Here is a 12,526-nt window from a genome sequence, read left to right as displayed (position 1 = left end):
ACGGGGGCGGGCGCGGGGCCCGGGTTCGCGGGGCGCCGCGCACCACGAAATTCCGTGTGCGCCGCGTCCCCGCCGACGTACCCTCGACCGTCCGAAGGGTCGAGCGAGGAGCGAACGTGAGCGAGCAGCACACCTACCGGGTGATCGTCCGGGGTACCTGGGACGGCCTCACCGACGAGGCCCGGGCCCGGCTGCTCGCGGAGGCCGACGGCCACGGTCTGGCCGGCATGCGTTTCACCGAGGAGGGCACGCTGTCGTACGAGCCGCGCCCGCTGAAGCACTTCTCGATGCGCTATGTGGTGGTGTCGGACGCGGCGGACGGCGAGGAGATGGCGGGCGCGCTCGCGCAGGAGCGCGCGGAGACGGCGCTGCGGGAGCGGGGCTACGGCTTCACCGGGCTGAAGTCGACCGTGACGGACCTCGACACCATGAAGATCAACCGGAAGTCCGCAGCTCGGCGGTGATCGCCCACCGCTCGTGGTCGCGCCACTCCCCGTCGATGTGGATCATCTTCGGGGAGAAGCCCTCCAGCCGGAACCCGCAGGCCCGGGCGAGGGCGATCGACGCCGCGTTCCCGGGCTGCACGTTGATCTCCAGCCGGTGCAGCCGCATCGGCCCGAACGCGTACCCCACGACCAGGTCGAGGCCCTCGCGCATCAGTCCCCGGCCGGCCGCGTGCGCGAAGGCGCCGTAGCCCAGCGCGCCGCACTGGAAGCCGCCCTGCACGATGTTGTTGATGTTGATGAACCCCGCGAGGGCGGCCCCGCGCTCCTTCTCGCAGATCAGGAACCCGGCTTTCGTGGGGTCCTCGATCAGCCGTCCCGCGTAGGCGGTGTACGCCTCGGGCGTGGCCGGCGGGAACAGCCACGGGTGGTGCAGGTCCTTGCTCTCGCGGACCCGGGCGGTGAACTCGGCCCCGTCCTCGTACGTGAAGTGACGTATCCCGACGCGAGGGCCCTCGGCGAGGTAGCGGGAGGCGGAGTGCGGCATCCGGCCAGCCTACGGCCGGTCAGCGACGGCGGCCCACGAAATAGGCTCCGCACAGCGCGCCGATGAGCCCGGTGGCGAGCAGGGCCGCCCACAGCGGCATGGTCACCACGGGGATCAGCAGCCTGATCTCGGTGTCCTGGGTGTTCTCGAAGATGAAGACCAGGGCGAGCGCGGCGAGCACCAGGACGACGATCCGGCCGGGCGTCATCGCCTCGCGCCAGCCACCGGACCGGTGACGGGTCCCGGAGGTCGTGGAGAACTTCGAGGTCTTCGGGCTCATACGTCCAGGGTGGGCCGCGAACCGCTGTCCCGCACGTCAGCGCAGGGCGGGCTCGTCCAGGGTCAGCGTGCCCGCGTCCGCGTCGAGTTCGGCGTTCACCCCGAAGGGCACGGTCAGCGCGCCCTCGCAGTGCCCGAACCCGAGTTCCTCGACGACCGGCACGCCGAGGCCTCCGAGCCGGTCGGCGAACACCGGCCGCAGCTCCTCGTAGGGCCCGCAGCGCTCCCAGGACCCGAGCGCGATCCCGGCGACGCCGTCCAGCCAGCCGGTGCGCAGGAGCTGGGTGAGGGCGCGGTCCACGGCGTACGGCCGCTCCCCCACGTCCTCGATCATCAGCAGCCCGCCGCGCGCACCGGGCCGGGTGTGCGGGGTGCCGTGTCCGGTGGTGAGGAGGGTCAGACAGCCGCCGAGGGTGACGCCCCGCGCACGGCCCGGTGCGAGGGCCGGTGCCGGGGCCGGGGAGCCGAGGGTGCGGACGGTCTCGGGGGTGAAGAGGGTGGCCCTGAGGTGTTCCTGGGCGCGGGCGTTCTTGACGAAGTCGATGCCGGCGGCCACGGGTCCGTAGAGCGTGACCAGGCCGAGGCGGACGGCGAACGCCTCGTGGAGGGTGGTGTTGTCGCTGAAGCCGACGAACACCTTCGGTCCGGCCGCCCGCATCGCCTCCCAGTCGAGCAGGTCGACCACGCGCTGGGCGCCGTATCCGCCGCGGGCGCACAGCACGGCGTCGACCAAGGGGTCGCACCAGGCGCGCTGGAGGTCGGCGGCCCGGTCGGCGTCCGTGCCCGCGAGGTGGCCGAGGCCGGGGTGCCGGTCCAGGACGTGGGGCGCGGCCACCGGGTCGAGGTCCCAGCCGCGCAGCAGGTCGAGCCCCGCCTGCAGCCGCTCCTCGGCCACGGGTCCGCTGGGGGCGACGACGGCGACCCGGGCGCCGGGGGCCAGCCGGGACGGCCGGACGAGGTCCTTCACTGCACGAGCTCCAGGGTGGGGATACCGGGCGGACGCAGCCCGAACACCTGAGCGTACAGCGACAGCTCCGCCTCCAGCGCGCGCACCGTCGTCTGCGCCCGCCGGAACCCGTGCCCCTCCCCCTCGAACGCGAGATAGGCATGGGGTGCCCGGATCCGCCGCCCCGCCAGCCGGGCCAGGAACCGCTCGCACTGCGCGGGCGGACAGATCACGTCGTCCAGGCCCTGGAGCAGCAGAAACGGTACGGCGATGCGCTCGGCGTGCTGCAGCGGCGAGCGCTCCGCGTACCGGGCGGGCACCTCGGCGAGCGGCCCGACCAGCGTGTCCAGGTAGCGCGACTCCAGGTCGTGCGTCTCGCCGGTCGCCCAGCCCAGCAGGTCCAGCACGGGATAGCGGATCGTGCCGCAGGCGTACACGTCGGTGCCGGTCAGCGAGGCGGCGGCGGTCCAGCCGCCCGCGCTGCCGCCCCGGATGGCCAGCCGGCCGCGGTCGGCCGTCCCCTCGTCGGCGAGGGCCCGGGCGACGGCCGCGCAGTCCTCGACGTCGACCACCCCCCACTGCTCGCGCAGCCGCTCCCGGTACTCCCGCCCGTAACCGGTCGATCCGCCGTAGTTGACCTCGGCGACGCCGATGCCCCGGGAGGTGAAGTAGGCGATCTCCAGGTCCAGCACGAGGGGCGCCCGGTCGGTGGGGCCGCCGTGCGCCCACACGACGTAGGGCGGCAGTTCGTGCCCGGGGGCCGCGCAGGCCGGATGGTGGGGCGGGTAGACGTGCGCGTGGATGTCGCGCCCGTCGGGTCCGGCGAAGGTGCGGATCTGCGGCTCCGGGTAGTACGCCGGATCCACCGCGTCGTCGTGCGCGGCGCCGATCACCCGGGCCCGGCCGGTGCGGGCGTCCAGCTCCACCACCTCGTAGGCGCTGCGCGGACTGGCCGCGACGGCGACCACCCGGTCCCCCCGCACGGCCAGGGTGGACGCGAACTCCGTCCACGGCCCGGCCGCGTCGACCAGCTCCCCGGTCTCCGGATCGAGGATCCCGAGCGCGGTGGCGCCCCGGCCGTGCACGACCGCGACGAGCCCGTTGTCCAGCGGCGCGAACCAGCGGTGCCCGAGCTTCCACAGGGCGCCGCCGAACTCCTCCTCACGGGGGCAGACCGGCTCGTGGTCTCGGTAGAGGTTCCACCAGCCGGTGCGGTCGCTCGTGTACAGAAGACAGTCGGCAGGGGGGTGTTGGCCGTCCTCGGTGGACCGCGTACGGTCGTCAGCGGACTGCGCTTCGCCGACGGTGGACCGCATACCCTCACCCAGGGAACGCATACGACCGTCCGCAGACCGCATACGATCGTCCGCGTACCGCCCACCGCCGTCCGCATATTGCATACCGCCGTCCGCGTAGTGCACACCGCCCCGCGCAGACCGCTGCCAGTCCACCTGTGCGATCGACTCCTCCGGCCCGCCGGCCACCACCCGCGCGCCGCTGAGCGTCCCGTCCGGCGAGACGTCGGCGACGAGCACCTCCGTGCCGTCCCACGGCATCCGGGGGTGGTCCCAGGCCAGCCAGGCGGCCCGGCGGCCGTCGGGCGTCAGACGCGCTCCGGTGACGAAACGGTGCCGGCCGTCGGTGAGTTCGCGTACGGCGCTCCGGTCGTCGGCTGCCGAGCCGTCCAGGGGTACGGCGGCCAGGACCCGGCGCACGTCGGTGGGGCCGGTGCCGGTGAACTCCTCCAGGACGCACCAGACTTCCCCCCGGTCGAGCAGCAACTGCGGCTCCGCCCAGCGCAGTCCGCCGCCGAGCGTCGAGACGGGGGTCAGGGGCCGGGGAGCGGAGCCGGACTCGCAGGCGTACAGCCGCTGGTCGTCGAAGTGCACGAACACCACCAGGGGACCGTCCTCCAGCGCGGCTCCCGCCCACGGCTGTCCGCCGTACTCGACGACCCGGCTGCGCACGTTCCACGGGGGCGGGAGGAACGACTCCTGGGTGCCGTCCGGGTGCCGACGCACCAGGGTGCGCCGGCCCTCCTCGGTGGGGCGGGGCGCGGTCCACCACACCTCCTCGCCGACGAAGCCGACGTACTCGGGCCGTCCGTCGTGCGTGGCGGCGAGATGGGCGTCGAGGGGTGAGGGCCAGGAACCGTACGGCAGGATCTGCACGTTCTCCCCGCTCGTCTAGGCCGTGCGCAGGAAGCGGTCGAGGACGTCGACGCCGAAGTGCAGGGCTTCGACGGGGACGCGTTCGTCGACGCCGTGGAAGAGGGCCTGGTAGTCGAAGCCCTCGGGCAGCTTCAGCGGTGCGAAGCCGTAGGCGGTGATGCCGAGGCGGGAGAACTGCTTGGCGTCGGTGCCGCCGGACATGCAGTACGGCACGACGTGCCCCTCGGGTGCGAACTCCTCGACGGCGGCCCGCATCCGGGCGTACAGCGGGGTGTCCACCGGTGCCTGGAGGGCGACCGAGTGGTGACGGAACTCCCAGTTCACGTCGGGGCCGGTGAGTTCGTCGAGGGTCGCGCGGAACTCGTCCTCGGTGCCCCACAGATACCGTCCGTCGACGTGGGCGACGGCCTCGCCGGGAATGACGTTGAGCTTGTAACCGGCTTCCAGCATGGTCGGGTTGGCGCTGTTGCGGACCGTCGCCTCGACGAGGGAGGCCGCCGGGCCGAGCTTCTTCAGCAGGGTGTCCACGGCGTCGGGGTCGTCGAGCGCGGGCTCGATGCCGTAGAGGGCGGCGAGTTCGGTGAGGGCGGCACGGGCGGTCGGGGTGAGGCGGAGCGGCCACTCGTGTTCGCCGATCCTGGCGACCGCGGCGGCCAGCCGGGTGACCGCGTTGTCCCGGTTGACCTTGGAGCCGTGACCGGCGCGCCCGCGCGCGGTGAGCCTGAGCCAGCCGGTGCCGCGCTCCCCCGCGGCGATCGGGTAGATCTCGCGGCCGGCGCCGTCGTGGAAGGTGAACGCGCCGGACTCGCCGACGGCTTGCGTGCACCCCTCGAACAGCGCGGCGTGGCGGTCGGCGAGGAATCCGGCGCCGTCCTCGGCGCTGGCCTCCTCGTCGGCGGTGAAGGCGAGGACGAGGTCGCGGCGGGGCCGTACGCCCTGCCGGGCCCAGGCGCCCACCACGGCCAGGATCATCGCGTCCATGTTCTTCATGTCGACGGCGCCGCGTCCCCACACCACTCCGTCGCGGATCTCCCCGGAGAAGGGGTGCACGGTCCAGTCGGCGGCCTCGGCGGGGACGACGTCCAGGTGGCCGTGGAGGAGCAGCGCGTCCGCGGACGGATCGGTGCCCGGGATGCGGGCGACGACGTTGGTGCGTCCGGGGGTGCGTTCCAGGAGGGTCGGTTCGATGCCCGCGTCGGCCAGTCGCGCGGCCGCGTACTCGGCGGCGGGCCGCTCCCGGCAGTCACCGCCGCCCCGGTTGGTGGTGTCGATCCGGATGAGGTCGGAGGTGAAGCGGACGACCTCGTCCCGTGCCTGCGCGTCAGCCATCCCTCTCCTCTTCCCGGCCGTTCCGCCCGGCGTCCCGGTCCTGATTTCCCGGCCCCGCCGTTCAGCCGTACTGCTCCTCGATCGCGGCCGAGACGACGGTGGTGACCGCTTTGAAGGTACGGATGCCCTCGTACATCGTGCCGCTGGTGTAGACGATCCTACGTTCGCCGGTGCGCGCCACGCCGGGTACGACGGTGGCGGCCATCGCGAGGTGCTCGGCGTCGAACTCGACGGCGACCGTGTGCGGTCCGCCGTGGACGGGGTCCCGTCGCACCGCGAGGGAGGCCGCCTCCTGCGCGGCCGCCCGGATGTCGGCGGCGGTGCGGGCGGGTGTACGGCAGACGGCGGCGTACCGGGAGACGTGGTCCTTCACGGCGACCTTCAGTGCCTCGGGCGCGTAGCCGAGGGCGTCCTCGCAGGCCACGTCGTCGCCGGTGACGAGAACGACCGGGACGCCGTACTCGGCGACCACGTGCGCGTTGAGCAGGCCCTCGCTGGCGCGGACGTCGTCCAGCCAGACGCCGGTGATGGAGTTGGCGAGGTAGGTGTGGGCGAGGACGCCTTCCATTCCGGCGCCGGCGTGGTAGCCGACGAAGGCGATGCCGTCCACGTCGCCGTACTGCACGCCTTCCACCATGGAGAGGGACTTGTGCCGGCCGGTGAGCATCTCGGCCCGTTCGTCGAGCCGTTCGAGGAGGAGGTTGCGCATGGTCCAGTGGGCCTCGTTGATCAGCACCTCGTCGGCGCCGCCGGCGAAGAAGCCGTGCACGGCCGCGTTGACGTCCGAGGTGAACATCGACCGGCAGCGCTCCCACTGCGCGGTCCCCGGCAGCACGTCGGCCGGCCAGGTGACGCCGGTGGCGCCCTCCATGTCGGCGCTGATCAGAATCTTCACGTCCGGGACCCCGTTCTGTCCGACTCCGGTCTCTCCGGCGTCTCCAGGAGGTGTTCGAGCCTAACGGGCCGCCTCGCGGTTCCCCGCGGAGCGGGTCCGGTCACGGGCGAGCTGCTTCACCTGACGGAGCGTCGAAGTCGTCCCCACGGACCGCCCCCCGGCGTGCCGATCCTTTCGCTGAGGCAGGAGTACAGGGCGCCGGGGGCGGTGTGCAGGGCGGCGGCGACGAGGTGCGGCGTGCGCCCGCGCCGCCCAGCGCGGGCACGCCTCCGCCCGGCCGGTGGCCGCGGCGGCGAAGCGGACCTCGGGACGGGCGCCCGGCGCGCCGCCCGCGGGGCGCGCTTCCCGGCGGCCGCCGAGGCGGACCTCCGGCTCGTCACCCGCGCCTGACCGCGCCGCCCAGGGCCGGAGGGGAGGACCCGCGATGGTCCTCTCCCCTCTCACGGCCGCCCGGGCCCGTCGCCGGGTCCTGAACGCGGCGGCCGCCGGGCACACCCGGGGGCGCGCCGCCCCCACGCCTGCCCATGCCCCTGTCCCGGCTGTCGGACGGCGCGGCCGCCGTCCCGGCCGGACGGGGCCCGAAACTGTGTCCGTCTGAGCCCGCCCCCGGCGGGCGGGTCAGGCCCTGGTCAGGCCAGCGACAGGAACAGCTTCTCCAGGCGGCCGCGCATCTGCGCGGAGTCCCGGACCTCCGGGTCCTCGCTGGTCATGCACTGCTCCAGCCCGGTCGCGATGATCGCGAAACCGGCCCGGTCCAGGGCTCGGGAGACCGCCGCGAGCTGGGTGACCACGTCCTCGCAGTCCCGGCCCTCCTCGATCATCCGGATCACGCCCGCGAGCTGGCCCTGGGCGCGCCGCAGCCGGTTGAGCGCCGACTTCAGCTCCTCGGCCGACATGTCGAGTTGCACACTTCCTCCTCCTTCATACCCCCGCGGGTATCGTACCTGTGCGGGAGAACAATCCGGAGAAAGGTTCTGTTCCGTGACCGGGTCCCGGACCGCCCCCGCCTCCCCCGCCTCTCCCATCGCCCCGACCGCCCGGCGCGCTCACTGTGCCCCTGGACCGGCTCGACGAGGCCGCTCCCGCCCCGCGGCGGACGCGCGGCGGCGTCTCCCGCTGATCGTATGCTCCTCCGGGCCCGGTCAGCCCAGGGCTGCGCTCGGCTCGCCGGACTCGGAGGCCGACGGCCGCGCCGGAGGGCGGCGGCACGAGTGCCTGGACAGGCCGCCGCCGGGCACGCCGTCGAGAGCCCGGCGTGTGCCCGCCCGTCGTGGCCGCTGGCCCGTCAGGTCCGCCCTCGTCGCCGACCCCCTGTCGTCGCGGGTGTCACAGGTGTCGCGGGTGTCGCGGGTGTCGCGGGTGTCGCCGCGTGCCTGGCCCGGGCGCCCGCGCGCCGATCGTCCGGGCTCACCGGCGCCGGCCCGGCGTTCTCCGGCGCGACCGACACCTGCGGCACGGCCGGCACCTGCGGCGCGGCCGTCCCGTCGTCCCGTCGTCCCGTCGTCCCGGCGTCCCACGACCCGCCGGTGGACGCCGTCTCCTTCGAGGTGACGCCGGCGCGGCTCATCGCCTGATGTGCTACGCGGTCAGCCGGGCCGCCCCGCCACCAGCCACTTCGACGGCAGTTCGATCCGGGTGCCGTCCGGCGCGGACTCGGTGGTGATGAGCGGGAGTTCACCGCTCGCGAGGACGGTGAGCCCCGCCGCGCGGAGGTAACCCGGCACGGCGTCGTCGGCGACCTCGCCGGGGGCTATGCCGTGGCGGAAGATCGGCGCGAGTTTCGGGGGCGGACCGGCCGGGCCCTGGGCCAGACCGCCGAGGACGGGACGGGCGGCCTCGGACAGTTCGACGAGGAAGACCCGGCCCCGCTCGCCGAGCAGCGCGGCGATCCCGTCGGCCAGCGGCTGCCGGTCGGCGGGCTCGCACTGGTGCAGGACGCCCCGCATGTAGACGTTGGCGTCCCCGAGTTCGGCGTGCAGGGTCTCGGCGGCGCCCCGCTCGGCCGCGTCCAGCAGCCGGTACGTCGCCTGTCCGGCGGGGTCGGCCTGCCGGGCGTGGTCGAGTGCGGCGGCGGCCAGGTCGACGCCGACGACCTGCCGGAAGCGGTCGGCGAGGAACCGGGTCTGGGTGCCGTTGCCGCAGCCGAGGTCGACCAGGGGCAGCCCGGCGTCGGCGAGACGGGGCTCGAAGAGGGCGAGATGGAGGGCGGCGGTGACCTTGGGATCGGCGTCCCAGAACACCGCGCCCGGGTCGTCGGGGGCCTCGCGCCAGAAGCCCTCCCAGGCTTCTCGGTACCGCATCGTCACGCTCATGCACAGCTCCCCGGGGTGCGACGCCGATCCGCCGTAAGTGACGGGCGAGTACGGTCTATCGCTCCCACGGCGCCGCTACAAGCGCGGTGCGTCTTCCTTCACGCCCCGTTCCGGAACCGTACGCCGTCGTGCGCCCCGCACGACGCGGGCGGGCGCGGGAACCGGTGTCCGTGAGGCCCTTCGGGGCCGCTCAGCGCCGCGGCAGCGTGAGTTCGAACCACACCGACTTCCCGGCGCCCGTGCGGCTGGTCCCCCACTCCCTGGCCAGCGTGCTCACCACCCGCAGGCCCCGCCCGGTCTCGTCCTCGGGCCCGGCGCTCAGCAGGGTCGGCAGTTCGTGGTCGTCGTCGTCCACCTCGCACAGCAGCGTCTCCCCGCGCACCAGCCGCAGGGTGACGGGCTGCCGGTGGGAGTGCCGCAGGGCGTTGGTGACGAGTTCGCTCACCATCAGTTCGGCGGTGTACGCGAGTTTCGCCAGGCCCCAGTCGTGGAGTTGTTCGCGGACCGCCGCGCGGGCCCGGGCGGCCTCGGCCGGGTCGAGGCGGAAGCGCCACTCGGCCACGTCGTCGGGCTCGATGCCGTTGAGGCGGGCCATGAGCAGGGCCACGTCGTCCTTGCGGCCACCGCGGCCCGCCTTCGAGAACGTCGCGGCGAGGGCGCGGATGATGGTGTCACAGGCGTCGTCCATGGAGGCGGCCGGATGCGCGGCGGACTCGCACAGGGTCGCCAGGCCCGCCCCGATGTCCTCGCCGCGCACCTCCACCAGGCCGTCGGTGCACATCACCAGCCGGTCGCCGGGTTCCACGCGTACGCGTACCGCCTCGAAGGGCACCCCGCCCACTCCGATGGGCGCCCCGGTGGGCAGGTCGAGCAGTTCGCTGCGGCCGTCGACGGCGCGGACCAGCACCGGGGGGATGTGGCCCGCGTTGGCGAGGTGGAGTTCGCTCGCGATGGGGTCGTAGACGGCGTACAGGCAGGTGGCGAGGTAGGTGTCGCCGAGCCGTTGCGCCAGGTCGTCGAGGTTGCGCAGGAGTTGGGCGGGCGGCAGGTCGAGGGCGGCCATGGTCTGCACGGCCGTTCTCAACTGGCCCATCATCGCGGCGGAGTTGAGGCCGTGGCCCATGACGTCGCCGACGACGAGGGCGGTGCGTGCGCCGGGGAGTTTCACGGAGTCGAACCAGTCGCCGCCGACCCGCCCGAGCAGGGTGCCGGGCAGGTAGCGGGTGGCGATGTCGCAGCCCGCCATGCGCGGCGGGATGTGCGGCAGCATGCTGTCCTGGAGGGTCTCGGCGACGCTCTCCTGGTAGGTGTACATGCGCGCGTTGTCGAGCACGAGGCCGGCGCGGGCGGCGAGTTCGGCGCCGGTGACCCGGTCCATGTCGTTGAACTCGGCGCGCTCGGGGTGGCGCAGCAGGATCATGAAGCCGAGGACGACGTTCCGGGCCTTCAGCGGGACGACGAGCATGGAGCGGCCGGTGATGAGGGGCCGGATGTCGCGTTTCTCGAACTGCGAGGCGATGGCGTGGCCCATCTGCTCGCTGATGCGCGGCACGAGGACGGGTTCGCCGGTGGTCATGCACTGGAAGAACGGGGTGTGGGCCGGAAAGGGCATGGCCTCGCCGACCGGGACGACGTCGTCCCAGCGGCCGGGTTCGTCGGTGTGCTCGACCGCCACCCGGTGCCACATGGTCGTGGTGTCGGGTACGCCTTCCGCGAATCCCTCGCCGGCGACGACCTGTTCGCGCAGATAGGTGCCGGCGACGTCGGTGAAGCGGGGGACGACGGCCTTGCTGACCTCGGTGATCGTGCGGGAGAGGTCCAGGGAGGTGCCGATCCTGCCGCTGACCTCGTTGAGGAACTCCAGGCGCTCGCGCACGGCGGCGTACTCGAGGTCCTCGCGGTCGTCGGCGAGCTCCGGCGTGACGGGCAGTCCCTCGGCGGCGGCGCGGACGGCCCGCTCACGACGGGCCTTGCGCTCGGCGCGCCGGGCCACGCCCCAGTCGGGGGTGACCGGCACCCGGTCGTTCTGACTGAACTCCAGTACGGGGTAGCCGAGTTCGAGGACCTGGGCGACGATGCGGGCGCTCTCGCCGACGCTCATGCTGGGCAGGATCTCGGGCAGTCTGCGGGCGAGTTCCTCGGCGCCGGGGAAGTCGGTGTGCAGGGCGAAGCCGGGCGCGATGCGTTCGACGGCGAGCGGGTCCGAGGATGTCGCCGGCTGTTCCCGGTGCAGGGTGGCGGCGTCGGCGGCGAGGACGAGCAGCCGCTCACGGCCCGGTCCGACGAGGGGGTAGGCCCACCACAGGACGTCGACCCGGTGGCGGTCCCGGTCCGGAACGGTGAGGCGGGCGCGTCCGGCGGCCGGGTAGCTCAGTCCGCGGTCGAGGGAGGACTCCAGGCCGGGGCCCAGTCCGTCGTAGGCCCCGAACTCACCGTACGAGCCGTGCGGAAGGTCGTCGTCGGGCTCGGGGAGGGCGCCGGAGACGGGGAGCAGGTCGATGGCGGGTGCACCGATCGCCTCCTCCTTGGCGACGCCGAAGAGCCGGCGTGCGCCGGTGCTCCAGTGGGAGACGAGGCCGTCGCGGTCGACGACGACCACGGCCAGTGGCATGCGCCCGGCGCCGGCGGCGTCGTCCGCCGCCCCACTGCCCGCTCCGCGGCCGGGAGGTGCGTCCCTGTCGGTGCCACGGTCCATGGCCCAGGCCCTCTCTCCCCAGAGCTGTGCAAGATCTGTCCGCAGCACCAACCGTACGGCGCGTACCGCTCGGGATGTGCGGCAATCCTGGAATTGGTTTCACCGGCGCGCTCCGGGGTACGCCGTGCGCCGCGGTGCCCTTCCGGTCCTCGTGGCCGTGCCGCGCGTCCCCCTCGTCGCACCTGCCGCGCGCTCCCCGCGGGAAGCGGGGGGACACGGGCAGACGCGACGGGCCGCGGCGCCGTACCGGTCGCCGGGGGAGCCACTCGAACCGGTGAAGGGGGTCGGCGGACCCGGAGGTCAGGCCACCGGGACTACTTCTCGACCTCGGCGGCGAGCTTGTCGAGGATCTCGTCGTAGATACGGCCGAGGCCCTTGGGGGCGAAGGTCCTCTCGAAGAAGCCGCCGATACCGCCGGCGCCCTGCCAGGTGGTGGTGACGACGACACGGGACGCGCCCTCGCCGGCCGGGGTGACGCGCCAGACGGTGACCATGGAGGAGTTGCGGTCCTTCTCGACGAGTTCGCCGTCGGTCGGCTCGGTGACCTCCAGGAGGCAGTCGCGGACGCGCTTGCTGGTGGCCTGGAGCTTCCAGTGGACGAGGGTGCCCTCGCCGTCGCCGCCCTCGCGCACCTCGTACTCGCTGAAGTGCTCGGGCAGCAGGCTCGCGCGCGTGCCGCTGTAGTCGGCGAGCGTGTCGAACACCTTGTCGGGGTCCGCAGCGACGACCCGCTCGGTGGTGGCCTCGACCTGCGCCATGAAGTTCCTCCAGGTCCGTGTTGCTCAGGGTTGCTCAGGGTGTGCTCGGGCGAGGCAAGCCAACCACCCCGCTCCACGGCCGCCCAAATCGGGGGCGCGGAAGCGGTCGGAAGACGCTCGAAACGCCGAGGCAGAAGCGCACGCGCACGAT

The 12,526-nt window shown here is 73.7% G+C and carries 12 protein-coding genes; 2 read left to right on the top strand and 10 right to left on the bottom strand.

Features of this window, described 5'->3' with window-relative positions:
• Nucleotides 1-116 precede the first annotated feature (116 nt).
• Nucleotides 117-464 (top strand): DUF6204 family protein, encoded by a 348-nt coding sequence (locus tag ACFY30_RS05995; RefSeq protein ID WP_390843936.1) that lies wholly within the window; start codon nt 117-119, stop codon nt 462-464.
• On the opposite strand, the gene ACFY30_RS05990 is transcribed toward ACFY30_RS05995, so the two are convergent.
• The 7 genes from ACFY30_RS05990 to ACFY30_RS05960 all read right to left on the bottom strand — a co-directional run bounded on the left by ACFY30_RS05990 (nt 436) and on the right by ACFY30_RS05960 (nt 7,518).
• Nucleotides 436-990, bottom strand: coding sequence for a GNAT family N-acetyltransferase (locus ACFY30_RS05990; protein ID WP_390843935.1), 555 nt, complete (start codon nt 988-990; stop codon nt 436-438). The genes ACFY30_RS05995 and ACFY30_RS05990 overlap by 29 nt on opposite strands.
• Nucleotides 991-1,009: 19 nt before the next feature.
• On the bottom strand, nt 1,010-1,270 hold the full coding sequence (locus tag ACFY30_RS05985; RefSeq protein WP_390843934.1) for a LapA family protein: 261 nt from the start codon (nt 1,268-1,270) through the stop codon (nt 1,010-1,012).
• A gap of 36 nt (nt 1,271-1,306) precedes the next feature.
• Entirely contained in the window at nt 1,307-2,236 is a 930-nt protein-coding gene (locus tag ACFY30_RS05980) for an LD-carboxypeptidase (RefSeq protein ID WP_390843933.1), read from the bottom strand.
• Nucleotides 2,233-4,386, bottom strand: coding sequence for a S9 family peptidase (locus ACFY30_RS05975; protein WP_390843932.1), 2,154 nt, complete (start codon nt 4,384-4,386; stop codon nt 2,233-2,235). The genes ACFY30_RS05980 and ACFY30_RS05975 overlap by 4 nt, the downstream gene beginning before the upstream one ends.
• A 15-nt stretch (nt 4,387-4,401) precedes the next feature.
• On the bottom strand, nt 4,402-5,715 hold the full coding sequence (locus tag ACFY30_RS05970) for a M20/M25/M40 family metallo-hydrolase (RefSeq protein ID WP_390843931.1): 1,314 nt from the start codon (nt 5,713-5,715) through the stop codon (nt 4,402-4,404).
• A gap of 61 nt (nt 5,716-5,776) precedes the next feature.
• Nucleotides 5,777-6,610, bottom strand: a complete 834-nt coding sequence (locus ACFY30_RS05965) for a M55 family metallopeptidase (RefSeq protein ID WP_390843930.1) — start codon at nt 6,608-6,610, stop codon at nt 5,777-5,779.
• 629 nt (nt 6,611-7,239) lie between these two features.
• Complete coding sequence (locus tag ACFY30_RS05960) at nt 7,240-7,518, bottom strand: metal-sensitive transcriptional regulator (protein WP_390658793.1); 279 nt, start codon at nt 7,516-7,518, stop codon at nt 7,240-7,242.
• 303 nt (nt 7,519-7,821) lie between these two features.
• Here ACFY30_RS05960 and ACFY30_RS05955 point away from each other — a divergent pair, with 303 nt between their 5' ends.
• Entirely contained in the window at nt 7,822-8,184 is a 363-nt protein-coding gene (locus tag ACFY30_RS05955) for a hypothetical protein (RefSeq protein WP_390843929.1), read from the top strand.
• Between the two features lie 12 nt (nt 8,185-8,196).
• Here the strand turns inward: ACFY30_RS05955 and ACFY30_RS05950 are convergent, their stop codons facing one another.
• The 3 genes from ACFY30_RS05950 to ACFY30_RS05940 form a co-directional block, all read right to left on the bottom strand.
• Nucleotides 8,197-8,922 (bottom strand): class I SAM-dependent methyltransferase, encoded by a 726-nt coding sequence (locus tag ACFY30_RS05950; RefSeq protein WP_390843928.1) that lies wholly within the window; start codon nt 8,920-8,922, stop codon nt 8,197-8,199.
• A gap of 190 nt (nt 8,923-9,112) precedes the next feature.
• A complete protein-coding gene (locus ACFY30_RS05945; RefSeq protein WP_390843927.1) occupies nt 9,113-11,617 on the bottom strand; it encodes a SpoIIE family protein phosphatase in 2,505 nt (834 codons plus the stop codon).
• A 314-nt stretch (nt 11,618-11,931) separates the two neighbouring features.
• Nucleotides 11,932-12,375 carry an SRPBCC family protein gene (locus ACFY30_RS05940; protein ID WP_390843926.1) on the bottom strand — a complete coding sequence of 148 codons (444 nt, stop codon included), beginning with the start codon at nt 12,373-12,375 and terminating at the stop codon, nt 11,932-11,934.
• Nucleotides 12,376-12,526: the final 151 nt, after the last annotated feature.

It is taken from the genome of Streptomyces sp. NPDC000345, assembly GCF_042898825.1.
Taxonomy (GTDB): domain Bacteria; phylum Actinomycetota; class Actinomycetes; order Streptomycetales; family Streptomycetaceae; genus Streptomyces.
The sequence above is the reverse complement of the archived record's forward strand: the minus strand, read 5'-3'. Positions and strand labels throughout refer to the sequence as shown.